Source organism: Lutaonella thermophila, from assembly GCF_055387725.1.
Genome location: NZ_AP043783.1, coordinates 2,111,597 through 2,133,912, shown reverse-complemented (window position 1 = coordinate 2,133,912; position 22,316 = coordinate 2,111,597). Strand labels below are relative to the sequence as shown.

The following is a 22,316-nucleotide window of genomic DNA, read 5'->3' as shown; positions in this document are numbered from 1 at the left end:
AAAAAAAGCCGCTTTAAAGCGGCTTTTTTTAATTATTAAAAGGAAGTTGTTTTTGTAAATACATTCTAAATTGGTTTGGAGTGTGAGCTTTAGATTCATCAATTACTTTAACAGGCATTTTAGGAGCGTAAAACCCATATTTACCAGAGTTACCGGTAATTTCTTGCAAGGCTCTAGCCAATAGAGGTTCATTTTCATTACCTAAAACACCTAAATTTTCTAAATCTTCTTCTAGAGCAATAGTAGGAGGCAGGCCATTTGTATAATCAGAGAAACCTGCAGCATTTTCGTTTCTTCCAACCAATGGTTGTAATCCCCAAGTATGACTTGAGTTTACTTGATTAAGCCTTTCTTCATTATATAAATAACTATTTTCCGGATCGTCTAAAAGTGTAATAGAAAATTCGTTTTTTCCGCGTGTAGTTTCCCCTATTTGCACAACATCTATGTAGGGAGTAAGTCCATTAATTACCAACTCACTGGCCGAAGCTGTGCTACCGGTAGTTAAAATATAAACTTTTTGAAGCCCTAAACTGTTAATTGTAGTACCATTAGAGAGTTCGTCTGTAAAATAATCATTTAAAAAAGCATCAGATAGTTGTGCTTGTATTTTATCATTCCAGCGTTGTCTAATAAATAATTGCCCGGTAAACTGTCCGGTTACCATGCTGGCAAGTTGTACAGACGATCTTACAGAACCTCCGGGGTTATACCTAAGGTCTAAAATTAAATCGGTTACACCTTGGTTTTTAAATTGTCCGAATACATTATTTAAATCTTCATCAAAATTACTAGTAAAGCCATTGTACACTAAGTAACCAATTTTTCTACCGGAGTCTTCAATAACTTTGCTTAAGTAAACAGGATTTTCTGTAAGCTCTGTTTTGGTTAGTGTAACTTCTTGTCCGTTTGGTGTTACAGTATTGTTACTAATGGTAGCCATATTAAGCGTATAGGTATCGTTTTCACCAAATAATAGCTCTTGATAATTAGTTAATGTAAGCGTAGTACCATTAACACCAATAAAAATATCGCCCCTGTTTATATTTTTAGTTGCAGCATCAGAATTTGGAACAATATACCTAACGTATCCTAAAACTTTATCGGTATCGTAAATAACCAATCCAAATTCTACTCCGTTACTTTTAAATACACCTTGTTGGGCATTTAATAAATCGTTGTAATTGGCTGCTATAAAGCTAAATCTGTCATCAGAAACTATTAATTCGTTGTAAAAAAATGCTTCAATATCTGTGAATTGTTCTAAATACGATACGTATTCTTGGTTAGATGCAAACCTGTCATCAGCCAAATTAGCAGATTCAGCTTGCCAAAAATACCAAAGGTTCAAGCTTTTCCAGACAAAATCTTGTACCTGAACTTGCGGATTTATAACAACAGCATTATCATCTTGGTCTGAGCAAGAGATAAAGGCAATAACAAAAAGTAGGAATATGTATGTTTTTTTCATACTTTAAATATATACATAAATAAAAAAAGCCGCTTTTAAGCGGCCTTTTTTTAGTTTTCAGGAAGTTTTATTCGGTTTATATCTATAAACATGTTGTCTTTTAAAAGTGTAAAATCTTTTGATCCGGCTACATCTTTAAACGCGAAAGGAGCTTTTTTTCGAGTAAATTGCTTGCCAGATGCACCTGTAATATGAGCAATAGCTTCTGCTAATAACGGTTCATTCTTATCGCCTAAAACTCCCATATTGGTTATATCTTCAGAGATTTCAATATCTGGTGTTAATCCGTTAAAATAATCTGTTACTCCGTTAGCATTAGCAGATTTTAATACTAATGGCTGAATGGCGTATGTATGATTAGGATTAGCATTATCACGTCCGAAGTTAGGAGAATCGTAAAGTGTTACAGAAGCAGTGTATTTACCTGTTGTGTTTGTGCCAATTTGAATGACATTTATATAGGGCTCTAAACCATTTATAACCAACTCACTTGCAGAAGCTGTGCTAGATGTTGTAAGAACATACACTCTGTTTAAATTAAGCTCTGTAATAGGTGTACCATCTAAAAGCGTATCGGTAAAGTAATTTACAAGCCTATCCGGAGCATTTTGCTCAAAATAGGTTTGGTATCTGTCATTCCATTGTTCTGTAGTGAACACATCTGCTGTTGATGTTTGCTGTGCAGCAATAATACTTGATAAGATTACAGCCGATGATACTCTTCCTCCTCCGTTGTAGCGCAAGTCTAAAACTAATTCGGTAATTCCTTCAGATTTTAATTGGGCTAATGCATTATTTAACTCATCATCAAAATCGGCAATAAAGCCGTTGTACATTAAATAGCCAATTTTAACTCCGTTTTCTTCGATGGTTTTACTAACAAGAATTGGGTTTTCTGTAAACTCAAACTTTGTTAGGGTAACTTCTTTACCATTTGGAGTGATGGTAGAGCCGTTAACATCTGCCATGCCAAGTGTATAAGTATCATTCTCACCAAATAATAGTTGTTGATAGTTGTTAATATTTAGTTGCTGGCCATCTACGGTTAAAAAGAAATCCCCTCTTTTAATATCTTTTGTAGCTGCATCAGAGCCGGCAGCTACGTACCTAACATATCCAAAAAGATCGTTAGAGTCTCCAATATAGCCTAACCTAAAATCTAAACCGTTACTTTTAGATATACCCTGAAATGATTTTTCTAACTCTATATAATCATCTACAATAAAACTAAATCTATCTACCACATCTTTTTGATATAGCAAGGCATCAAAAAGGGCTTCTGGAGTGTTGTAGCTGTTTAAAAAGGTATAGTATGCATTTTGGTCATCATCTTTACTATCAGCTAAGTTAGCAACGTCTTGTTGCCAAAGGTAAATTTCGTTCATACCTTTCCAGACAAAATCATTAATTTCACTTTCAAGCTCAACATTATCTGGATCTGGGTTAGAGTTGTCATTGCCGTTTGGGGTAGGAGTGTCATCACTTTTACTACAAGCAATAAAAAATATTGCTACGAGCGAAAGAAAAAACATTCCGTAAAATTTATTTTTCATGGTTTTAAATTTATACTTTTTAGTCTATTCTTATCCAAAAATACTTACATTCAAATCAAAACAAAATTTTTTGTAACAATTTTAAGAGTATTTCGTCTTCCTATTGTAACGCACTTTTAAATAGTGGTTTACAACCAACTAATGCAACATGAAGCAGGCAGATTTTTTACATATTGTATTGCCTTTTAAAGATAAAATGTACAGGTTAGCTAAACGCTTACTCGTATCTAACGAAGAAGCCGAAGACGCAACACAAGAAATATTATTAAAGTTGTGGTCTAACAATAAAAAAATAGCAACCTACAAGAATGTTGAAGCTTTTGCAATGACTATGACCAAAAATTACTGTTTAGACAGGTTAAAATCTAAACAAGCATCTAACTTAAAATTGGTTCATAGTAATTATAAAGACAACAACCAATCTGTACACAAACAGGCAGAAGTATCAGATAGCATACAATGGGTACAAAAAATTATGCAAAGCTTGCCAGAACAACAAAAATTAGTATTGCAATTACGTGATGTAGAACAATACGATTTTGATGAGATTGCAGCCATGTTAGATATGAACCCAACGGCTGTTAGAGTAACACTTTCTAGAGCCAGAAAGGCTGTTAGAGAACAACTAATAAAAAAACACAACTATGGAGTTAGTTAAAAAAATAGAAAACCTTTTAGAAAAGTATTTTGAGGCACGTACAACCGTTGCCGAAGAGCAAACATTACAATCGTATTTCTCTCAAAATAATGTGGCGCCGCACTTAGAGCAATACAAACCAATGTTTGAGTACTTTTCTGTAGCCAAAACCGAACAGTCTACCAGACCCGTTCCATTAAAATCTAAAAAGCAAATTGTGTATCAGTGGATTTCTGTGGCAGCTGTAGTTGCATTGGTGTTTGGCGTTTATTTTGGCACTAACAATGCCTCTGGCAACAAACAGGTTATAAACAACCCGGAACTTGCCTACCAAGAAACCAAAAAAGCATTAGACCTTATTGCGCAAAACTTAAATAAGGGAACTGAAAAAATTGCTTATTTGGGCGAATTTGAACAAGCAAAAAACAAAATTTTAAAATAACCTTTAACACAATTTAAAAATCATGAAAAAAGTAATAGTAATAGTAGCGTTTCTTTTGGCTCCGTTAGCCATGATAGGACAATCGGCTTTTGATAAGTTTGAAGATAGAGACGATGTATCTGTTGTGATTGTTAACAAAAACATGTTTGATATGCTAAGTAAAATGGCAGTAGATGTTAACGATCCTGAAGCGCAAGATTATATAGATATGGCAAAATCATTAAGCAGCCTTAAAGTTTTTATAACAGAAAATAAAAGTACTGCCGATGAGATGAAGGCCACAGTAAATAAATACTTAAAAAGCTCATCATTAAAAGAGCTTATGCGAGTAAAAGACAAAGAAGCCAATGTTAAGTTTTATGTTAAAGAAGGTAAAGACGAAGATCATGTAAGTGAGTTGTTAATGTTTGTTTCCGGAATTAAAGATGTAGAAACAAACGGAAGAAAAGTAGAAACAGTGCTACTTACACTTACAGGTGATATAGATCTTACCAAAATAGGAAGTTTAACACAAAAAATGAACCTGCCTTCAGATTTAGAGAAAGCCGGTAAAAAACAATAAATGTACAACATAGCCTGCAGTAAATCTGCAGGCTTTTAACCATCAAAAAAACAGCTATGCAACTTATAAAAAAAATCACCATGCTATTTGCAGCCACTTTATTGCTGGTAGCGTGCGACAACAACCAGAGTATTCAAGAATATTATGTAGAAAGCTCAGAAAAGCCGGATTTTATTTCGGTTGATTTGCCAGCCAGCTTATTAAAGTTAGAAGAATCAACTTTAACACCAGAGCAAAAACAAGCATACCAATCACTAAAAAAACTAAATGTTTTAGCTTACAGAGCAACAGAAAGTAACAAAGCAGCATTTGAAGCAGAAAAAGCCAAAGTAAAGCAAATTTTAGTGAATGATAATTATAAAGAGCTTATGCGCTTTAGTATTGGTAAAAATAAAGCAACAATAAAATATAAAGGAGAAAGTGATGCTTTAGATGAAGTTATAGTTTACGGCAGTGATGACACCAAGGGTTTTGCACTAGTGCGTGTGTTAGGAGATAATATGCAACCTTCTCAAATAATGAAATTGGCTAATGCTATTAATGAAAATAATATAGAAACTAAAGAGTTAGAGCAGCTAAGTAATTTTTTTAAAAATTAACTAAAAGCAGCAAAAAAATAAAGGGCTGAGTTTTACTCAGCCCTTTATTTTTATATACCGGTGTAATTACTTGGCGTTATTTGTTTGAGTTCTTTTTTCACAGCGTCAGATACTTGCAGCGTATCAATAAATGCAGCAATGGTTTGCTGAGTAATTTTTTGGTTTGTTCTGGTTAGCCCTTTTAAAGTTTCGTAAGGATTTGGATACCCTTCTCTTCTAAGTATCGTTTGAATAGCCTCTGCAACAACCGCCCAATTGTCTTCTAAATCTGCTTCAAATTTTTCTTTATTTAATAAAAGCTTGCTTAAACCTTTTAAGGTAGCTTTAAAACCAATTAAAGTATGTGCAAATGGCACACCAACGTTGCGTAAAACTGTACTGTCTGTTAAATCTCTTTGTAATCTTGAAATTGGGAGCTTAGCAGCTAAATGCTCAAAAATAGCATTAGCAATACCCAAGTTTCCTTCAGAATTCTCAAAATCTATCGGGTTTACTTTATGAGGCATGGCAGACGAACCTACTTCTCCGGCTTTTATTTTTTGTTTAAAATAATCCATAGAAATGTAGGTCCACATATCCCTATTCAAATCAATAATAATAGTGTTAATACGCTTTAAGGCATCAAATAAAGCAGCCATATGGTCGTAATGCTCTATTTGAGTAGTAGGGAAAGAGTGTTGCAATCCAAGTTTACCTTGCACAAAGTTTGTAGCAAATGCTTTCCAATCTACATCAGGATACGCCACTTTATGGGCATTAAAATTGCCGGTTGCACCCCCAAATTTTGCAGCACAAGGAATATCGTTCAGTAAATTAAACTGCTCGTTTAAACGAGTTACAAACACATTAATTTCTTTTCCTAATCGGGTTGGCGATGCAGGCTGCCCATGGGTTCTAGCCAACATTGGAATGTTTTCCCACTCCTTAACTAATGCCTGCAAGGTATTTTTTAATTCGGTGTAAATTGGTATATACTCTTGGCTTAAAGCATCTTTAATAGAAAGTGGGATTGCGGTATTATTTATATCTTGTGATGTAAGTCCAAAATGAATAAACTCTTTATATTGAGATATGCCAAGCTCATCAAATTTTTGTTTTATAAAGTACTCTACAGCTTTAACATCGTGATTGGTTGTTTTCTCTATTTCTTTAATGGCTGATGCATCTATGGCAGTAAAGTTTTTATAAATAGCCCTTAGTTTTGCAAATAAATTAGCATCAAAATCTTTTAGTTGCGGTAAGGGAATTTCGCATAAGGCAATAAAATATTCTATTTCTACAAGAACTCGGTATTTTATTAAAGCCTCTTCAGAAAAAAAATTAGCTAAAGAGCTTACTTTAGAACGGTATCTGCCATCTACTGGAGAAATAGCGTTTAGCGTATTGAGCGACATGTTGTGTTGTTTTTTTAAAGCAGCAAAGATACTTGTTACAAAACTAAATTAGAAACTAAAAAACTACTTATTAAGTTTAGCTAAAATATTTTTAGCACGTGCTTTATAGGCAGCAGTGTGGTTGTTAAAATTTTGTTCTAAAATAAGCTTTAACTCTTTATGAATCCAAGAGAACTTTGTACCTAATAAATAAAGGGTGTTCATAGCATAAGCCTTAACGGCAACTTTTTGTTTGCCTATAAGCCAATCAAAACAAAGCTCTGTTATTTTTTGCAAGTGGGATTTAGTAACAACAGTAATAACGGCAGGAGTTTGCCATTTAAAATAATGGGTTATAAGCTCTTCGCAAACTTTAGCAACAGGTCTCACACAAGAATCTAAGTATACTTTTTCTAAATCTAACAGAAAAAAATCTATGTGAGGTACAATAGCAGTTATATCTTTACGAGCCACAAAATCTAAAATCCAACCGGCTTTACACGAAACCGGATCATCTGTTAATTTTACAATAGCAATTAGGTTGGGGAGCTCATTATTATGTTGTAAAATATACTTTGCGTAAAAGCTTCGTTGCTCTCTAGAAGCAGTTACATAATTTAAGCTATTGTATAACTCTTGCAACGTCATTCAACTAAATTAGCTAATTTAGGTGGCTTAAAACCAATTATTATGAAAATCTTTAGAAAAATAGCGGGTTTAGCTTTAGTAGTGTTTATAATAGCTCAATTTTTCAGACCGGATAAAAATACTTCTACAGAAGTTTTGGAAACCGATTTTATTGTGGCAGAGCGCCCGCCCGAAGCTATTGCTAAAATGCTAAAAACATCATGTTATGATTGCCATTCTAATAACACAAAATACCCTTGGTATAGTTATATTACGCCGGTAAATTATTGGTTACAGTGGCATATAGATCATGGTAAAGAAGAGCTTAATTTTTCTGAATGGAAAAGTTTTTCGGCAAAACGAAAAGACAAAAAGCTAGAAGAAATTATAGACGAAGTAAAAAAACGTCATATGCCATTAGACTCTTACTTAATAGTGCATAAAGATGCAGAACTTACAGATGAACAAATTAATATGTTAACCCAATACGCAAACACACTAAGGTTTAGATATAAAATGAGCATTATAAAGTAACCAACTATGCTTAAGGTTTTAATAATTGGCAATGTATGGCCTGAGCCTTTCACAACTGCAGCGGGCTCAAGAATGCTTCAATTAATTAATACATTTTTAGAACACAATTTTTCCTTAACCTTTGTTAGTGCAGCAGAAAAAAGCAACAACTCGTACCCTTTACAAGAATTAGGGGTTGTTTGTAAAACCGTTAAATTAAACCACTCGAGTTTTGATGATTTTATAGTTGATTTAAATCCTGATATTGTATTATTTGATAGGTTTATAACCGAAGAACAATTTGGTTGGCGTGTTACAGAGCACTGCCCGAATGCGCTTAAAATATTAGATACAGAAGATTTGCATTGCTTGCGAATGGGCAGGCATAAAGCAATAAAACAAAAAAAGGAGTTTAACTTAAAATCTCTTTTTAAATTAGATATAACAAAGCGTGAAATAGCAAGTATTTACAGGTGCGACTTAAGTTTAATTATCTCTGAAGAAGAATACAATATTCTTGTAAATCATTTTTCTGTTCCTAAAAGTTTACTGCTTTATTTGCCATTTTTACTAAATACAGAAAATTTAAATATTAACACAGTACCAAAATTCAATCAACGAGAAGGCTTTATAACAATTGGTAACTTTTTGCATGCGCCCAATACAGATGCTATATTGTACTTAAAAAACACAATATGGCCTTTAATAAAAGCACAGTTACCTAAAGCAACATTGTCTGTTTATGGTGCTTACAAAACTCAAAAAATAAATAGTTTACACAGCGTTAAAGAAGGTTTTTTAATAAAGGGGTGGGCAGAAAGCGTTCATACTGTTATGCAGCAGTATAGGGTTTGTTTAGTGCCTTTACGTTTTGGTGCAGGCTTAAAAGGAAAACTAATAGATGCAATGATAAATGGTACTCCGTGTGTTACAACACCTATTGGGGCAGAAGGCATGTTCGGTACATTAACACCAAACGGTATTGTTACCCAAACCGATAAAGAGTTTGCAGCTGCAGCTGTTAAGCTTTATACTAATAAACCTCTTTGGAGTGAAGCTCAGGTAAATGGTTACACAATCTTAAAAGAAAGATTTACTAAAAAAGTTCATGCCAAAAATTTAATAAACGCAACAACAAAACTTTTAAATAATTTGCCGGAACATAGAACGCAAAATTTTATAGGCGCTATGTTACAACACCATAACCATAAAAGCACAATGTATTTAGCAAAGTGGATAGAAACTAAAAATAAATTAAGTAAGTAAAGAAATAGCTTTTGGTACTCCGGTTGTTGCTTTCTCCGAGATAACGGTTATTTGTGTTGTACTACTTATAACCGGATTCGGGTCTATATAATAAATTTTAGCTTTAGGGGGCGCATAATTTATTAATCCTGCAGCCGGATACACCTGTAAGCTAGTTCCGATAATAAGTAAAATATCGGCTGTTTCACAAATTTCTATAGCTTTCTCTATCATTGGCACCGGCTCTCCAAACCAAACAATGTGAGGTCGTAACTGATAACCATTTTCACAGCAATCGCCCAGTTTTAAATCAGTTTTCCAATCTAATACATAGCTTTCATCATTGGTACTTCTAACCTTTAAAAGCTCACCATGTAAATGAATTACATTATTGCTACCGGCACGTTCATGTAAATCATCTACATTTTGGGTAACTATGGTTACTTGGTAGTTTTTTTCAAGCTCGGCTAAGGCATAATGCGCTTTATTGGGTTTAACTTCTAATAACTGTCTTCTGCGTTGGTTATAAAACTCTAATACTAATTCTGGGTTGTTTGCAAATCCTGTTGGCGATGCTACTTCCATAACGTCATGCCCCTCCCATAAACCATCAGCATCTCTAAACGTTTTTAAACCACTTTCTGCACTTATACCGGCTCCTGTTAATACTACTATATGCTTCATAAGTGTAAAAATAGAAGTTTCTTTATATTTGATGAAAAATTAAGATGGTAGACCTACAGTTATTGGAGTATTTAGAAGGTTATTTAACTCCCGAACGCAAACAAAAGTTTACCCAAGTACTACAAGAGAGAACTAATTTTATAACAGTAGCGATAGAAGATGTTTTTCAGGTGCACAACACCAGTGCAGTAATTAGAAGCTGTGATGTTTTTGGTGTGCAAACGGCTCATGTTATAGAAGAACGTTTTGGGAAACGTTTAGATAAAAATATAGCAATGGGAGCTCAAAAATGGGTAAATGTAGAGCGTTATAAATCAACTACAGACTGCATAGATCATTTAAGAGATAAAGGATATAAAATTGTAGCGACAACGCCCCATACTAACTCTGTAGTGCTGCATGATTTTGAAGTTACAGAACCTACCGCATTCTTTTTTGGTACAGAAAAAGAAGGGCTTTCTGAAACTGTTTTACAGCAAGCAGACGAACATTTAAAAATTCCTATGTTTGGTTTTAGTGAAAGCTTAAACATATCTGTTTCTGCTGCAATAATTTTACAGCAAGTAACTCAAAAACTAAAAAGATCTAATATAAATTGGCAACTTACAGAAACAGAAAAACAAGCTATACGTTTACAGTGGGCAAAAAACACCATAAAAAGCTCTGATGCCATTGTAGAGAGGTTTTACACAGAAAAAAATCAAAAGTAAAAGTCGTATCTTTAATAAAAATCAACTAAAAACAATACCAATGCAGCTTAATCCTTATTTAACATTTAATGGAAATTGCGAAGAAGCAATGAATTTTTATGCTGATGTTTTAGGCGGAGAGATTAGTATGATTATGCGTTTTTCTGAAGCACCAAACGGGTCTTCTTTTCCTAAAGAAATACACAATAAAATTATGCATTGCACTCTTGAATGCAATGGTATAATTATAATGGGGTCAGATAATACAGGGCAAATGCCATTTAACCAAGGTAACAATTACCATTTGAGTCTAAATATAAAAAGAGAAGACCAAGCGTATGCTATTTACAAAAGTTTAGCCGAAGGAGGTAAAGATATTATGCCTTTTCAGGAAGTTTTTTGGGGAGGGAAATTTGGTATGCTGGTAGATAAATTTGGTGTACAATGGATGGTAAGTAGTGAGCATAAATAAGTAGTTTATGTACAGTATTAAGCATTTATTTCATTGCAGCGCTCCTATTGATGCTGTTTATAACGCACTTACAACTTTAGAAGGACTACAGTCTTGGTGGACAGTGCATACAACCGGCAATCCAGAAGAAGGAAAATTGTTAGAGTTTAATTTTCCACCCAATTTTTTTAATACCATGCAGGTTGTAAAATTAGTTCCCGGTAATTACGTAGAATGGAAATGTATTAAGTCTGCTCCGGAATGGATTAACACATCAATCAAATTTAGTTTAGATACTAACAACAATAAAACACGTATTAAATTTGAACATTCAAATTGGAAAAAAGATGATGATTTTTATGCGCAGTGCTCTTTTTCTTGGGGGCGTTATTTAGAGAGTTTACGACAATATGTAGAAAAAGGGATTGGACAACCTTACCAATAATTTATTAAACTAATTACTAACCATAAAAACTAAAAACATGAGTATTTTTCTTTACATTTTAGCAGGTCTGGTAGCACTTGTAATTGTATTAGGTTTAATTGCACCAAAAACGTTTCACATAAGCAGAAGTATTGTTGTTAATAAACCGATTTCTGAAGTATTTGCCTACCTTAAATATTTAAAAAACCAAGAAGAATGGAGCCCGTGGGAAGAAAAAGATCCAAACATGAAAAAAGAGTTTGAAGGAGAAGACGGTACCGTTGGAGCATTAAGCAGATGGGCAGGTAATAAAGATGTTGGAGAAGGAGAACAAGAAATCACAAAAATTGTAGACAACGAAGTGGTAGAAAGCAAATTACGCTTTTTTAAACCATGGAAATCTGAATCTGATGCATACTTAAAAGTAGTTAAAGAAGGAGAAAATAGTACTAAAGTTACTTGGGGATTTTCTGGTAAAAACAAATTTCCGTTTAGCATTTTTATGCTGTTCATGAACATGGATAAGGCTGTGGGGAAAGATTTTGAAAACGGATTAAACAAACTTAAAAATCGTTTAGAAAGCTAAGAAAGTTATGAAGCATAATATGGTATGTTGGTTTGAGATTCCTGTGCATGATATGGATAGAGCCAAACAGTTTTATGAAACAGTATTTAATCTAGAAATTAATGTTGTTGATTTTGGTGGAATGCTAATGGGGGTGGTTTCCGGATAGAGGTGACGTGCCGGGAGCACAAGGAACGCTAATTAAACAAGATACTTATATTCCTTCTCAAGAAGGAACTCTCGTTTATTTTAAAAGTGATGATGTTCAACATGAGTTAGATAGAGTAGAAGCTGCCGGAGGAAAAATATATCAACCAAAAACACAAATTTCGCCAGAGTATGGTTACATGGGGGTGTTTATAGATACAGAAGGAAACAGAGTAGCCTTGCACTCTAATGCTTAACAGAATTTTATTTTATATGAAAAAGAAAGTTACTGTGTTTTGTTTTGTGTGGGTAACTATAATGCTTCAAGCACAAATAAATACATCGTCTATGCAAACATTACCGTATGCCGAAATCCCTCAACATCCAGAAAAGTATACCTCAGAAACTGTCGTAGCAAGATTAATTGATGGATTGGGTTTTAGATATTATTGGGCTACAGAGGGGCTAAGAGAAGTAGATTTAGCGTATAAGCCTAGTGAGAATGCAAGAACTACAATAGAAACGATTGATCATATTTACAGTCTTGTCTCATTAATTTATAAAACGGTTTTACAAAAAGAAGCTCTAAAAGCAACTTCGTTTAAAGATAAGCGAGCAAATACGTTGCACATGTTAAAAGAAACAAGTGATTTTTTACGGTTTTCAAATCCCGGAATTTTAGAAAACACCAACATAATTTTTAATCGAGATAATAATATAGTTGAGTTCCCTTTTTGGAATTTAATAAATGGTCCAATAGCAGATGCTATTTGGCATGTAGGGCAGGTAGTATCTTTTAGAAGATCATCCGGAAATCCAATAAGTAAAAATATTAGTGTTTTTACGGGCACAGTGAGAAAACAATAGATTTGGCTACTCTATAATTATTTTTTCACCGTAAAATTTTGGCTTGGTTTGCAAAATGGTTAAATCTAAAACTGTTTTAACTCTTGCAAATAGCTCTCTTAAATTGGTTTTAAAACTTTTTTTGCCATACACTCCTTTGGCATTAAAAGCAAATGCATTTATACCTTTAGATTGTGCAATGGCTAAAGCTCTTTCGTTGTGAAATTGTTGAGAGATAATTATAAATGAATTCTGACCGAAGATTTCTTTGGCTCGCTCTACCGAGTCTAACGTTCTAAAACCGGCATAATCTAAGTATATTTTATCTTCAGGAATGCCATTAGCTACTAAATCGTTTTTCATTGTAATGGGTTCATTATAGGCTTTAGTAGCATTATCTCCAGACACTATAATGTAATCTATTTTACCACTATTAAAAACCTCTACGGCAGCTTTAATTCTGTTTGTGTAGTAGGGGTTTTCTCCACCACTAACTAAAAATTTAGCAGTACCAAGTACTAATCCAACTTTCTTTTTAGGTAATGATTCTACATCACTGTAACACCGTTTACTAAATTGATTAACCCAAGCATTACAGCTAATTACAATAAGCACAAGTATTAAAAACAAAAAAGATAAAACAGGAATAATTTTTACTTTAAATGCCATAGTAGCATAAAGTTAGTTAATCCTGTTTAAAACTCTATACTCTTCATAGCATTCACTTATGGCATCTAAAATTTGCAAGTCGTTTGCAGTTTGTATAAACTGTTTAGAGTAGTTACAGTTTCGCAAAATTTCATCAATATCAATACGCTCTAATTGCAGTAGTTCGGTTAGGGTTTCTCTATCAAATTTAGAAGCCAAGAGATTTCTAATTTCATCATCTTTTTTCATTTTTCTAAGCTTTCGCATTTGCTTAGGCTTTTTTCCGAAGATATTGTGTAGAAAGTCTGCCGGATTAAAAAGCGCACCCAGTACTTTTGTGATAGTACTTGGGTTATAGCTTCTGGCTTCATAGCCTCTTGGCAATCCTGCAATTTTGTATTGGTAAGCAGTATTTATAGGGATATTTTTAGCATCAATTTCTAAATAACCTGTTAATTGGTAAGGTTTTACAGTAACTTCTTCTAGTGCATAGGCAAGTTCTGTAAGCTCTATTTTAGTGTTTTTAAACTTGAGCATATCGTTTGTAACACGAACCTTAATAGATTTAAACCCTAAATACGAAAAATAAAGTGTATCGTTTACTGCTGCAGTTATTTTAAACTCACCGTTTTTATTAGTAATTGTACCAATTACTTTATTTAAGTTAATTACGTGAACACTCTCTAAAGGTTCTTGAGTTTGTGCGTTTATAACAGTAGCTTGTAATGCACTATCTTCTTGTGCATAAAGGGTAAACCCTACCAGGAAAAACAATAAAAAGAAAAAATTTTTCATACTCATTGGGGCTAAAAATACTAAACAAATAGAAAACCCGGTATGGCAAAACTATATTTTAATGTAATATTAACTAATTTTAATTGTACCTTTTTTTTGCTTTTCGTTTAGATGAGTTTTGATGCCTGCTGAATGATTTTTTTCCTTTTCCTTTTTTCTTTCCTCTACTTTTACTACTACTAGGATTGTTAGATACTTCTACATTTATAAACCTGCCATTTAGTTTAAATTCTGAGAAAATCTCTAAAATGGTTTGTTTGTGTTTGGTGTCGGTATTAAAAAATGAAAAACTTTCTTTAACATCTACACGGTAAATATCGTCTTTGTCTAATTCTAAAACAGCGCGTAAAAAATCTTTAAGAGATCTCCAGTCGTAACCATCTCTTTCACCTACATTAATAAAATATCTAACACTATCAGAGTTACTGCTGTAATCTTCCTTATCGTTGCTAATATTTAAATCGCGGGCATTCTTATAATAATTGTAGAATCTAGAGAACTCTACAGAAATCATTCTTTTTATTAAATCGTCTCTTTCTATACCTTCAAAAACATCATAAATGGCTGGTAAATAATTCTCTATTTCTTTGTTTACCGGAGTATTTTTTATACTGTTTGCCAGATGATACAGTTGAATTTCGCAAATTTCTATTCCGCTTGGCAGTTTTTTTGCTTCAAAGTTTTTCTTTATAATTTTTTCTATGGTTTTTATTCTTCTAACTTCACTTTTAGAAACAATAACCATAGAAACCCCGGATTTTCCTGCTCTACCGGTTCTACCACTTCGGTGTGTATAGGTTTCTATATCGTCTGGTAATTGGTAGTTAATTACGTGGGTAATATCATCTACATCAATTCCTCTGGCTGCAACGTCTGTAGCAACTAACATTTGCAGTTGTTTAGAGCGGAATGCTTTCATAACCATATCCCGCTGATTTTGACTTAAATCTCCGTGAAGCGCCCCCGCATTATAACCGTCTTCAATTAACTTTTCGGCAACTTTTTGTGTGTCTCTTTTAGTTCTACAAAACACAACAGAAAATATCCCCGGATTAGCATCTGCAAGACGCTTTAAAGCCAAATACCTGTCTCTGCCGTTAACCACATAATACTCGTGCTTTACATTATCTGATCCCGAATTTTTTGTGCCAACAACTATTTCTTTGGGCTGTTGCATAAATTTTCTGGCTATGGTAGCCACTTCTTTAGGCATAGTAGCAGAAAACAACCATGTGTTTTTGTTTGAAGGAGTATGCGATAAAATTGCGGTAATATCTTCATAGAATCCCATGTTAAGCATTTCGTCTGCTTCGTCTAACACACAATAATCAATATTAGAGATATCTACAAGGTTACGATTAATCATATCTTGCATACGTCCGGGTGTTGCCACTACTATTTGTGCTCCCTTTTGTATTTGTTTAGCTTGATCTTTAATACTGGCGCCACCATAAATAGCTACAACATTTATAGTAGGCTCATATTTAGCATAATGTGTGAGCTCGTTAGTTATTTGTAAACAAAGTTCTCTGGTTGGCGATAAAATTAAGGCCTGTGTTATAGAGCTTTTAGTGTTTATTTTTTGAATTAACGGAAACCCAAATGCAGCAGTTTTACCTGTTCCGGTTTGTGCAAGCGCTACTAAATCTGTTTTCTGGTTTAGTAAAATTGGGATTGCTTTTTCTTGTACTTCAGAAGGAGTTTCAAATCCTAAATCATTAATGGCCATCAAAAGAGAGTTGTTGAGGCCGAGTGCTTCAAATTTTGTCATAAATTTTTATACTTTTTTTCGCAAATACGAGTGTTGTATTGGGGCGAAAATCCGTATAAAATTGTGAAGCCCTCACAACACATGCCATACTGGCGGCTAAATTGAAGGCGCAAATGTACCATTAATTAGTTAATAATAGCATGTAAATATTATTTTTTTAAATAATCTAATAAATGTTGTAGTGCTTTTGCTCGGTGGCTGATTTCGTTTTTGGTTGTAATAGGAAGCTCTGCAAAAGTTTTAGAATACCCTTCAGGAATAAAAACAGGATCATAGCCAAAGCCTCCACTTCCAATAGGTAAGGTAGTTATAGAGCCTCTTACAATTCCTTGAAAAAGCAACTCTTCTTGCTTAGTTTTTAGTGCAATAACAGTTTTAAATTGAGCACCTCTGTTACTATTGTCTTTAAGCTCTAACAATAATTTGTTTATGTTATCGGCAGCACTTTTTTGAGGACCTGCGTATCTGGCAGAATACACACCGGGGGCACCATTTAAGGCGTCTACTTCTAACCCTGTATCATCAGCAAAACAAGCTACTTTATATTTTCTATACACATATTCTGCTTTTAATATGGCATTTTCTGCTATTGTTTGCGCTGTTTCAGGAATTTCTTCAAAACAGCCAATATCATCTAAGCTAAGTAGTTCTATGTGCTTAGGCATTAACAGCTTAACTTCTTTAAATTTATTCTCGTTGTGTGTAGCAAAAACCAGTTGCATAGCTTATTGATGATGATAGGGTTCGTTACGTAATATAGTGAAAGCTCTGTAAAGTTGCTCTACAAAAAACAGCCGTACCATTTGGTGCGAAAAAGTCATTTTAGAAAGTGATAATTGTCCTCGTGCTCTGTTATATAAAGCATCAGCAAAACCATAAGGACCTCCAATAATAAACACAAGATTTTTGGTAGCTGCATTCATTTTTTTTTGCAAAAAATCAGAAAATAAAACAGAAGAATATTGTTTTCCGTTTTCATCTAACAAAATTACTGTATCTGCTGCAGAAAGTTTTTTTAAGAGCTGCTCGGCTTCTTTCTCTTTTTGCTGCTGAACGCTTAAATTTTTACTGTTTTTTATGTCTGGTATAATAATAAAGTTAAACTTTATATAGTGCTTTAATCGTTTTGCATATTCATTAATTAGTTGTTCTAGTGCTTTATTATCTGTTTTACCAATAGCTAATAATGTTATGGTCATGTTGTTATTATTACTAAGACCAAAGTTATTTATAAAAATGGTCTTATTTTAGCGATAAACAATTTTTTAGCATGATTTCTAAAGAACAATTTGAGAAAGAACTACATATAATTATTGAAAATGCAATTAGAGAAGATGTTGGCGATGGCGATCATAGCTCTTTGGCATGTATACCTGAAAATGCTACCGGAAAAGCAAAACTTTTAGTTAAGGATGAGGGGATTATAGCCGGAGTAGCATTTGCAAAAATGGTTTTTAAGTATGTTGATGAAAATCTTTCAGTGCAAACAATTAAAAATGATGGAGATAGTGTAAAATATGGCGATATAGTTTTTTATGTAGAAGGTAGTTCACAAAGTATTCTTAAAGCAGAAAGACTTGTACTAAATGCTATGCAGCGCATGAGTGCAATTGCCACTAAAACTGCTAAATATGTTAAGCTTTTAGAAGGTACTAAAACTAAAATTTTAGACACCAGAAAAACTACACCCGGAATTCGTGCTTTAGAAAAATGGGCTGTTACTATTGGAGGAGGAGAAAACCACAGGTTTGCACTTTATGATATGATTATGCTAAAAGATAATCATATAGATTTTGCAGGTGGCATTGCACAAGCTATTGCAAAAACTAAAACTTATTTAAAAGAAAAGAATAAAGATTTAAAAATTATTGTAGAAGCAAGAAATTTACAAGAAGTACAAGAAATACTTGATGCAGGGGGAGTTTTCAGAATTTTATTAGATAACTTTAATTATTCTGACACCAAAAAAGCTGTTACCTTAATAAACGGAAAGTGTTTAACAGAATCTTCCGGTGGTATTAACGAACAAACTCTAAGAAAATATGCTGAGTGTGGAGTAGATTATATCTCTTCCGGCGCTTTAACACATTCTGTTTATAATTTAGATTTAAGCTTAAAAGCAGTATAAGCATGACCAAAGAAGTAGAAGAAAAACTGCAAAAAATACCTGTTATAAAACAACTCATTCAGGTTTTAAAAAAAGTAAAACCTGCTGCTTTTGAAGGCCTTTCACTATACGATTTAGTAGAGATGTATGTTATTGGTATAGCCAAAGGAGCGTTGTCTTCTAGAGCCAGTGCCATATCGTTTAGCTTTTTTATGGCTATTTTCCCTTTTTTATTGTTTGTACTTAATTTAATTCCTTATATCCCAATAGACGGCTTTCAAACCGATTTTTTAAAGTTTATAGAAGGACTTTTACCGCCAACAACGGCCGACTTTTTCGGGCAAATTTTAGAAGATATTGTAAAAAACAGGAGGGGAGGTTTACTCTCTTCGGTTTTTATCTTATCAATTTTTTTAATGGCTAATGGTATAAATGCAATTTTTGGAGGTTTTGAGTATTCGTATCATGTAGAGATTACGCGTTCTATGATAAAGCAGTATCTGTATGCCATGGGAGTAGCACTGCTTTTAGCATTCTTAATGCTCATTTTAGTAGCCGGGTTTACGTATTATGAAGTTTATATAGCGCAATACGTAAGCGAATTAACAAACGAAGTAGATGTGGTTAAAGGAGACGATTTAGGCGTTCAAATTGGGAGATTACTGTTTTTTGTACTTATAATTTACCTCTCTACCGCCATTTTATACTTTTTTGGCACATCAGACGGCAGAGTTAGGTTTTTCTCGTTGGGAGCGGCTTTAACCACAATTTTAATAGTTTTAACTACGTATTTATTTGGTATTTATGTAGATAATTTTGCCAAGTATAATGAGCTTTATGGCTCTATCGGAGCACTTTTAATTTTAATGGTTTACATCTGGTTAAACTCTAATATTTTATTGTTAGGATTTGAATTAAATGCCAGTATGAATAGATTGCGAAAACGATTTTAAAAAACTTTTAAGTTCATAAACAGAACCTTACCTTTGGAGTATGCAGCATTATGTAGATGTAATTCTTCCAATCCCTTTACAACAGCACTTTACGTATAAAATTACAGAGGCAGAAGCCAATTTTTTAAAACCTGGAATGCGTATTGCCGTTCCGTTTGGGAAGCGTAAAATTTATACGGCGCTTGTAATTACTATTCACACGAATGCCCCAATACATTATGAGGCAAAAGAAATTCATGAAATTTTAGATAAGCAGCCAATTGTAAATAACATTCAGTTACAACACTGGAAATGGATTGCAGATTATTACATGTGCACATTAGGGGAGGTTTTTAGAACTGCCATTCCAACCCCGTTTTTGTTAGAAAGTGAAACATTAATAGAAAAAAATAATCAGGCTGAAATTGATGAATCCTTACTGCAAGACGATGAATTTTTACTTGTAGAGGCGCTAAAAAAACAATCGGTTTTAAAAATAGATGAGGTTCAGGATATATTAGATAAAAAAACGGTACTTCCGGTAATAAACAAACTTTTTGCTAAGGGTGTTATAAAGCTCAAAGAAAATGTAGTAGAACAGTATAAGCCTAAGCTTGTTAAATACGTAAAGCTTCACGAAAAATATGCTGACGAAACTTTATTACATGCCTTATTAGATGATTTAAGCAGGGCTCCTAAACAAAAAGAGATGGTAATGCAGCTCTTTATGCTAAACGCAAAAACAAAGAAGCCAATTAAATTAAAAGAATTACAACAATCCGGAAACTTCTCTGCTGCTATTACCAACGCATTAGTTCAAAAACACATAATTGAAGTTTATGAGGTTAAAACAGATAGAATTGGTGAGCAATCATCTGGAACGTTACCCTCAAAATCACTAAATAGTTTTCAGCAAGAAGCATTAAACTCCATACAACAAAATTTTAAACAAGAGCGTGTTGTTTTATTGCACGGCATTACATCTTCCGGGAAAACAGAAATCTACGTAAAACTAATAGAAGAGCAATTAAAACAGCAAAAGCAGGTGTTGTATTTAGTACCGGAGATTGCTTTAACAACACAGCTAATAAACAGATTACAGCAATATTTTTCGGGGAGCATAAGTGTTTTTCATTCTAAATATTCTCAAAACGAAAGAGTAGAGGTCTGGAATAATGTATTGCAAAATAAAGACAAAGCACAAATTATTTTAGGTGCCAGATCAGCACTGTTTTTACCCTTTTCTAATTTAGGATTAATAATAGTTGATGAAGAGCACGAGCCATCATACAGACAGCATGATCCAGCACCGCGTTATCATGCCAGAGATGCTGCAATAGTTTTGGCAACGCTTCAAAATAAATGCAACGTATTGTTGGGTTCTGCCACGCCGGCAATAGAAAGTTATTACAATGCCAAAAACAATAAGTATGCACTGGTAGAGCTAAACAGAAGATATGGCAATGTGCTTGAACCCGATATTGAGTTGGTAGATTTAAAAGATAAAACCAGAAGAAAACAAGTAAAAGGTCATTTTTCAGATAGATTACTAGAAGAAATTAATCAAACGTTACAAGAAGGAGAGCAAGTTATACTTTTTCAAAACAGACGTGGGTATGCTCCAATTATAGAGTGCACAACTTGCGGACATGTGCCTCAATGTACAAATTGCGATGTTAGTTTAACCTATCATCAATACAGAAACCAATTGCGCTGTCATTATTGTGGTTATTTTACAGCTGTACCACAACAATGTTGGGCATGCAGTAGTAATACGTTAAATACAAAAGGGTTTGGAACAGAACAAATAGAGCAAGAATGTAAAAAGCTTTTTCCGGGGTACGAAGTTGCCAGAATGGATTTAGATACTACCAGAGGAAAACACGGTTACGAGAAAATATTAACTGCTTTCCAGCAGCAAGAGATAGATATTTTAGTGGGCACACAAATGCTGTCTAAAGGGTTAGATTTTAGAAAAGTGCAATTGGTAGGTGTTTTAAATGCTGATAATTTGCTGCATTTTCCAGATTTCAGGGCACATGAAAGGACATTTCAGATGCTGGTGCAAGTTGCGGGTAGGGCAGGGAGAACCCAAAAAAGAGGTAAGGTAATTATTCAAACATACAACCCATATCATCAAATATTACAGCAAGTAACTACTTCAGATTATTTTGGGATGTACACAGACCAAATTAATGATAGGATACAGTTTAAATATCCACCCATACATCGTATCATTAAAATTACGTTTAAAGCTAAAGATTTTAATAGGTTAAACGAAGGTGCTGCTTGGTTCACTAAATCGTTACGCCAAGTTTTTGGTGATGCGGTTTTGGGGCCCGAGGCACCTCCTGTTGGGAGGATTAGAAATTTCTATTTAAAAAACACATTATTAAAATTACCAAAAAATAAAAATATAGAACAGTGTAAGACAGCTGTGCTAAGAGTGCATAAAAGTTTTAACGCAATAGCCCACTTTAAAAGTATAAGAGTGATATATCACGTAGATTATTTTTAAAGTATAAATTAAATGTTGTTAAGTGCTTGAGCAAGTTCAGTTTTCTTGTTTCGGCTTAACGGAATTTGTTTTCCTTGCACCTCTACATTCTTACTGTTAAATTTTTCAATCTTATCTAGATTAACAATATACGATTTGTGAATTCGTAAAAAACGATCAGCAGGTAATTGCTTTTCGAAAGCTTTCATAGTAGATAAGATTACAATATTAGCATCGTTAGTAACTAGCTTTATGTAATCTCCAAGAGCTTCAATCCACTTAATTTCGTTTAAAATTACTTTACGCTTTTTAAGATTGCTTTTTACAAAAATATGGTCGTCGTCTTCCTGTACCTTGTTTGCCTGCTCATAGTGAGCAATGGCTCTTCTAACAGAGGCATCAAAACGTTCTTGTGTGAAAGGTTTATGTAAATAATCTGTAACGTCGTAATCAAAAGCCTTTAAAGCATAATCTGCTTTACCGGTTACTAGTATTACTTGAGGAGGGCTCTCTAAAGACTCTAACAAATCAAACCCGTTAACTATGGGCATTTCTATATCTAAAAAAATCAGGTCAACAGCGTTGTTTTTTAATCCGCTTTTAGCTTCAATAGCGTTGCTGTAATCGGCAACCAATGTAAGTGAGGGATGGTTGTTTACAAGTTTTGCCACAGCCATTCTCTGGATAGTAGAGTCGTCAACAATTATGCACTTTAATTTCATAACAAAAAGGTAAGTT

Annotated in this window: 27 protein-coding genes; 16 read left to right on the top strand and 11 right to left on the bottom strand. The window is 33.7% G+C overall.

What is annotated here, in order from left to right:
- Positions 1-28 precede the first annotated feature (28 nt).
- Together ACZ5CF_RS10160 and ACZ5CF_RS10155 are read right to left on the bottom strand one after the other, a co-directional pair.
- Positions 29-1,471, bottom strand: a complete 1,443-nt coding sequence (locus ACZ5CF_RS10160; protein WP_464579254.1) for a S41 family peptidase — start codon at positions 1,469-1,471, stop codon at positions 29-31.
- A 50-nt stretch (positions 1,472-1,521) separates the two neighbouring features.
- Positions 1,522-3,024 carry a S41 family peptidase gene (locus tag ACZ5CF_RS10155; protein ID WP_464579252.1) on the bottom strand — a complete coding sequence of 501 codons (1,503 nt, stop codon included), beginning with the start codon at positions 3,022-3,024 and terminating at the stop codon, positions 1,522-1,524.
- Positions 3,025-3,172: 148 nt separating this feature from the next.
- Between ACZ5CF_RS10155 and ACZ5CF_RS10150 the strand changes: the two genes are divergently transcribed.
- The 4 genes from ACZ5CF_RS10150 to ACZ5CF_RS10135 are packed head-to-tail and all read left to right on the top strand — an operon-like array spanning position 3,173 to position 5,264.
- Complete coding sequence (locus ACZ5CF_RS10150) at positions 3,173-3,682, top strand: RNA polymerase sigma factor (RefSeq protein ID WP_464579250.1); 510 nt, start codon at positions 3,173-3,175, stop codon at positions 3,680-3,682.
- The gene (locus tag ACZ5CF_RS10145) at positions 3,669-4,103 is read left to right on the top strand and encodes a hypothetical protein (protein WP_464579249.1); all 435 of its coding nucleotides are present in this window, start codon (positions 3,669-3,671) and stop codon (positions 4,101-4,103) included. Before ACZ5CF_RS10150 ends, ACZ5CF_RS10145 begins: the two co-directional genes overlap by 14 nt.
- Before the next feature lie 22 nt (positions 4,104-4,125).
- Positions 4,126-4,665, top strand: a complete 540-nt coding sequence (locus ACZ5CF_RS10140) for a DUF4252 domain-containing protein (protein ID WP_464579248.1) — start codon at positions 4,126-4,128, stop codon at positions 4,663-4,665.
- A 56-nt stretch (positions 4,666-4,721) separates the two neighbouring features.
- The gene (locus tag ACZ5CF_RS10135) at positions 4,722-5,264 is read left to right on the top strand and encodes a DUF4252 domain-containing protein (RefSeq protein ID WP_464579246.1); all 543 of its coding nucleotides are present in this window, start codon (positions 4,722-4,724) and stop codon (positions 5,262-5,264) included.
- Positions 5,265-5,314: 50 nt separating this feature from the next.
- Here ACZ5CF_RS10135 and purB read toward each other — a convergent pair whose 3' ends face one another.
- Together purB and ACZ5CF_RS10125 are read right to left on the bottom strand one after the other, a co-directional pair.
- A complete protein-coding gene (gene purB, locus ACZ5CF_RS10130; RefSeq protein WP_464579245.1) occupies positions 5,315-6,658 on the bottom strand; it encodes an adenylosuccinate lyase in 1,344 nt (447 codons plus the stop codon).
- Positions 6,659-6,721: 63 nt separating this feature from the next.
- On the bottom strand, positions 6,722-7,285 hold the full coding sequence (locus ACZ5CF_RS10125) for an adenylosuccinate lyase (protein ID WP_464579244.1): 564 nt from the start codon (positions 7,283-7,285) through the stop codon (positions 6,722-6,724).
- Positions 7,286-7,327: 42 nt separating this feature from the next.
- Here ACZ5CF_RS10125 and ACZ5CF_RS10120 point away from each other — a divergent pair, with 42 nt between their 5' ends.
- Positions 7,328-7,798 carry a heme-binding domain-containing protein gene (locus ACZ5CF_RS10120; protein ID WP_464579243.1) on the top strand — a complete coding sequence of 157 codons (471 nt, stop codon included), beginning with the start codon at positions 7,328-7,330 and terminating at the stop codon, positions 7,796-7,798.
- Between the two features lie 6 nt (positions 7,799-7,804).
- Positions 7,805-9,043, top strand: coding sequence for a glycosyltransferase (locus ACZ5CF_RS10115; protein ID WP_464579241.1), 1,239 nt, complete (start codon positions 7,805-7,807; stop codon positions 9,041-9,043).
- On the opposite strand, the gene ACZ5CF_RS10110 is transcribed toward ACZ5CF_RS10115, so the two are convergent.
- Positions 9,032-9,706: an SIR2 family NAD-dependent protein deacylase gene (locus ACZ5CF_RS10110; RefSeq protein WP_464579240.1), complete on the bottom strand. Its 675-nt coding sequence runs from the start codon at positions 9,704-9,706 to the stop codon at positions 9,032-9,034. The two genes, ACZ5CF_RS10115 and ACZ5CF_RS10110, sit on opposite strands and share 12 nt — an antisense overlap.
- A 44-nt stretch (positions 9,707-9,750) precedes the next feature.
- Between ACZ5CF_RS10110 and ACZ5CF_RS10105 the strand changes: the two genes are divergently transcribed.
- The 7 genes from ACZ5CF_RS10105 to ACZ5CF_RS10075 are packed head-to-tail and all read left to right on the top strand — an operon-like array spanning position 9,751 to position 12,849.
- The gene (locus tag ACZ5CF_RS10105; RefSeq protein WP_464579239.1) at positions 9,751-10,416 is read left to right on the top strand and encodes a TrmH family RNA methyltransferase; all 666 of its coding nucleotides are present in this window, start codon (positions 9,751-9,753) and stop codon (positions 10,414-10,416) included.
- A 40-nt stretch (positions 10,417-10,456) separates the two neighbouring features.
- Positions 10,457-10,867, top strand: a complete 411-nt coding sequence (locus tag ACZ5CF_RS10100; RefSeq protein ID WP_464579238.1) for a VOC family protein — start codon at positions 10,457-10,459, stop codon at positions 10,865-10,867.
- A gap of 7 nt (positions 10,868-10,874) precedes the next feature.
- Positions 10,875-11,291: an SRPBCC family protein gene (locus ACZ5CF_RS10095; RefSeq protein ID WP_464579236.1), complete on the top strand. Its 417-nt coding sequence runs from the start codon at positions 10,875-10,877 to the stop codon at positions 11,289-11,291.
- A gap of 37 nt (positions 11,292-11,328) precedes the next feature.
- Positions 11,329-11,856: an SRPBCC family protein gene (locus ACZ5CF_RS10090; protein ID WP_464579235.1), complete on the top strand. Its 528-nt coding sequence runs from the start codon at positions 11,329-11,331 to the stop codon at positions 11,854-11,856.
- Between the two features lie 7 nt (positions 11,857-11,863).
- The gene (locus ACZ5CF_RS10085; RefSeq protein WP_464579234.1) at positions 11,864-12,004 is read left to right on the top strand and encodes a VOC family protein; all 141 of its coding nucleotides are present in this window, start codon (positions 11,864-11,866) and stop codon (positions 12,002-12,004) included.
- Between the two features lie 7 nt (positions 12,005-12,011).
- Positions 12,012-12,239, top strand: coding sequence for a VOC family protein (locus ACZ5CF_RS10080; protein ID WP_464579233.1), 228 nt, complete (start codon positions 12,012-12,014; stop codon positions 12,237-12,239).
- A gap of 16 nt (positions 12,240-12,255) precedes the next feature.
- Positions 12,256-12,849 (top strand): hypothetical protein, encoded by a 594-nt coding sequence (locus tag ACZ5CF_RS10075; protein ID WP_464579232.1) that lies wholly within the window; start codon positions 12,256-12,258, stop codon positions 12,847-12,849.
- 6 nt (positions 12,850-12,855) lie between these two features.
- Here ACZ5CF_RS10075 and ACZ5CF_RS10070 read toward each other — a convergent pair whose 3' ends face one another.
- The 5 genes from ACZ5CF_RS10070 to rlmH all read right to left on the bottom strand — a co-directional run bounded on the left by ACZ5CF_RS10070 (position 12,856) and on the right by rlmH (position 17,241).
- Positions 12,856-13,497: a SanA/YdcF family protein gene (locus ACZ5CF_RS10070; RefSeq protein ID WP_464579231.1), complete on the bottom strand. Its 642-nt coding sequence runs from the start codon at positions 13,495-13,497 to the stop codon at positions 12,856-12,858.
- 12 nt (positions 13,498-13,509) lie between these two features.
- Positions 13,510-14,271 carry a carboxypeptidase-like regulatory domain-containing protein gene (locus tag ACZ5CF_RS10065; protein WP_464579229.1) on the bottom strand — a complete coding sequence of 254 codons (762 nt, stop codon included), beginning with the start codon at positions 14,269-14,271 and terminating at the stop codon, positions 13,510-13,512.
- Between the two features lie 79 nt (positions 14,272-14,350).
- The gene (locus tag ACZ5CF_RS10060; protein ID WP_464579227.1) at positions 14,351-16,042 is read right to left on the bottom strand and encodes a DEAD/DEAH box helicase; all 1,692 of its coding nucleotides are present in this window, start codon (positions 16,040-16,042) and stop codon (positions 14,351-14,353) included.
- Positions 16,043-16,191: 149 nt separating this feature from the next.
- The gene (locus ACZ5CF_RS10055; protein ID WP_464579226.1) at positions 16,192-16,764 is read right to left on the bottom strand and encodes a non-canonical purine NTP diphosphatase; all 573 of its coding nucleotides are present in this window, start codon (positions 16,762-16,764) and stop codon (positions 16,192-16,194) included.
- Between the two features lie 3 nt (positions 16,765-16,767).
- On the bottom strand, positions 16,768-17,241 hold the full coding sequence (gene rlmH / locus ACZ5CF_RS10050) for a 23S rRNA (pseudouridine(1915)-N(3))-methyltransferase RlmH (RefSeq protein WP_464579225.1): 474 nt from the start codon (positions 17,239-17,241) through the stop codon (positions 16,768-16,770).
- A gap of 71 nt (positions 17,242-17,312) precedes the next feature.
- Between rlmH and nadC the strand changes: the two genes are divergently transcribed.
- Genes nadC through priA form a run of 3 tightly spaced genes read left to right on the top strand, consistent with a single transcriptional unit; the run spans position 17,313 to position 21,599 of the window.
- Positions 17,313-18,170, top strand: coding sequence for a carboxylating nicotinate-nucleotide diphosphorylase (gene nadC / locus ACZ5CF_RS10045; RefSeq protein ID WP_464579223.1), 858 nt, complete (start codon positions 17,313-17,315; stop codon positions 18,168-18,170).
- A gap of 2 nt (positions 18,171-18,172) precedes the next feature.
- The gene (locus ACZ5CF_RS10040; protein WP_464579222.1) at positions 18,173-19,102 is read left to right on the top strand and encodes a YihY/virulence factor BrkB family protein; all 930 of its coding nucleotides are present in this window, start codon (positions 18,173-18,175) and stop codon (positions 19,100-19,102) included.
- A 40-nt stretch (positions 19,103-19,142) separates the two neighbouring features.
- Positions 19,143-21,599: a replication restart helicase PriA gene (gene priA, locus ACZ5CF_RS10035; RefSeq protein WP_464579221.1), complete on the top strand. Its 2,457-nt coding sequence runs from the start codon at positions 19,143-19,145 to the stop codon at positions 21,597-21,599.
- A gap of 8 nt (positions 21,600-21,607) precedes the next feature.
- Here the strand turns inward: priA and ACZ5CF_RS10030 are convergent, their stop codons facing one another.
- A complete protein-coding gene (locus ACZ5CF_RS10030) occupies positions 21,608-22,300 on the bottom strand; it encodes a LytR/AlgR family response regulator transcription factor (RefSeq protein WP_464579220.1) in 693 nt (230 codons plus the stop codon).
- Between the last annotated feature and the right edge of the window lie 16 nt (positions 22,301-22,316).

Bases quoted from the DNA above. Each gene is read 5' to 3' on its own strand.
- ACZ5CF_RS10030 (WP_464579220.1), bottom strand. From the start codon at position 22,300: ATGAAATTAAAGTGCATAATTGTTGACGACTCTACTATCCAGAGAATG.
- ACZ5CF_RS10090 (WP_464579235.1), top strand. From the start codon at position 11,329: ATGAGTATTTTTCTTTACATTTTAGCAGGTCTGGTAGCACTTGTAATT.
- ACZ5CF_RS10060 (WP_464579227.1), bottom strand. From the start codon at position 16,042: ATGACAAAATTTGAAGCACTCGGCCTCAACAACTCTCTTTTGATGGCC.
- nadC (WP_464579223.1), top strand. From the start codon at position 17,313: ATGATTTCTAAAGAACAATTTGAGAAAGAACTACATATAATTATTGAA.
- ACZ5CF_RS10100 (WP_464579238.1), top strand. From the start codon at position 10,457: ATGCAGCTTAATCCTTATTTAACATTTAATGGAAATTGCGAAGAAGCA.
- ACZ5CF_RS10055 (WP_464579226.1), bottom strand. From the start codon at position 16,764: ATGCAACTGGTTTTTGCTACACACAACGAGAATAAATTTAAAGAAGTT.
- ACZ5CF_RS10145 (WP_464579249.1), top strand. From the start codon at position 3,669: ATGGAGTTAGTTAAAAAAATAGAAAACCTTTTAGAAAAGTATTTTGAG.
- ACZ5CF_RS10140 (WP_464579248.1), top strand. From the start codon at position 4,126: ATGAAAAAAGTAATAGTAATAGTAGCGTTTCTTTTGGCTCCGTTAGCC.
- ACZ5CF_RS10150 (WP_464579250.1), top strand. From the start codon at position 3,173: ATGAAGCAGGCAGATTTTTTACATATTGTATTGCCTTTTAAAGATAAA.
- ACZ5CF_RS10075 (WP_464579232.1), top strand. From the start codon at position 12,256: ATGAAAAAGAAAGTTACTGTGTTTTGTTTTGTGTGGGTAACTATAATG.
- ACZ5CF_RS10105 (WP_464579239.1), top strand. From the start codon at position 9,751: ATGGTAGACCTACAGTTATTGGAGTATTTAGAAGGTTATTTAACTCCC.
- ACZ5CF_RS10085 (WP_464579234.1), top strand. From the start codon at position 11,864: ATGAAGCATAATATGGTATGTTGGTTTGAGATTCCTGTGCATGATATG.
- ACZ5CF_RS10160 (WP_464579254.1), bottom strand. From the start codon at position 1,471: ATGAAAAAAACATACATATTCCTACTTTTTGTTATTGCCTTTATCTCT.
- ACZ5CF_RS10120 (WP_464579243.1), top strand. From the start codon at position 7,328: ATGAAAATCTTTAGAAAAATAGCGGGTTTAGCTTTAGTAGTGTTTATA.
- ACZ5CF_RS10155 (WP_464579252.1), bottom strand. From the start codon at position 3,024: ATGAAAAATAAATTTTACGGAATGTTTTTTCTTTCGCTCGTAGCAATA.
- ACZ5CF_RS10040 (WP_464579222.1), top strand. From the start codon at position 18,173: ATGACCAAAGAAGTAGAAGAAAAACTGCAAAAAATACCTGTTATAAAA.
- ACZ5CF_RS10135 (WP_464579246.1), top strand. From the start codon at position 4,722: ATGCAACTTATAAAAAAAATCACCATGCTATTTGCAGCCACTTTATTG.
- ACZ5CF_RS10125 (WP_464579244.1), bottom strand. From the start codon at position 7,285: ATGACGTTGCAAGAGTTATACAATAGCTTAAATTATGTAACTGCTTCT.
- purB (WP_464579245.1), bottom strand. From the start codon at position 6,658: ATGTCGCTCAATACGCTAAACGCTATTTCTCCAGTAGATGGCAGATAC.
- ACZ5CF_RS10115 (WP_464579241.1), top strand. From the start codon at position 7,805: ATGCTTAAGGTTTTAATAATTGGCAATGTATGGCCTGAGCCTTTCACA.
- ACZ5CF_RS10070 (WP_464579231.1), bottom strand. From the start codon at position 13,497: ATGGCATTTAAAGTAAAAATTATTCCTGTTTTATCTTTTTTGTTTTTA.
- rlmH (WP_464579225.1), bottom strand. From the start codon at position 17,241: ATGACCATAACATTATTAGCTATTGGTAAAACAGATAATAAAGCACTA.
- priA (WP_464579221.1), top strand. From the start codon at position 19,143: ATGCAGCATTATGTAGATGTAATTCTTCCAATCCCTTTACAACAGCAC.
- ACZ5CF_RS10110 (WP_464579240.1), bottom strand. From the start codon at position 9,706: ATGAAGCATATAGTAGTATTAACAGGAGCCGGTATAAGTGCAGAAAGT.
- ACZ5CF_RS10095 (WP_464579236.1), top strand. From the start codon at position 10,875: ATGTACAGTATTAAGCATTTATTTCATTGCAGCGCTCCTATTGATGCT.
- ACZ5CF_RS10065 (WP_464579229.1), bottom strand. From the start codon at position 14,271: ATGAAAAATTTTTTCTTTTTATTGTTTTTCCTGGTAGGGTTTACCCTT.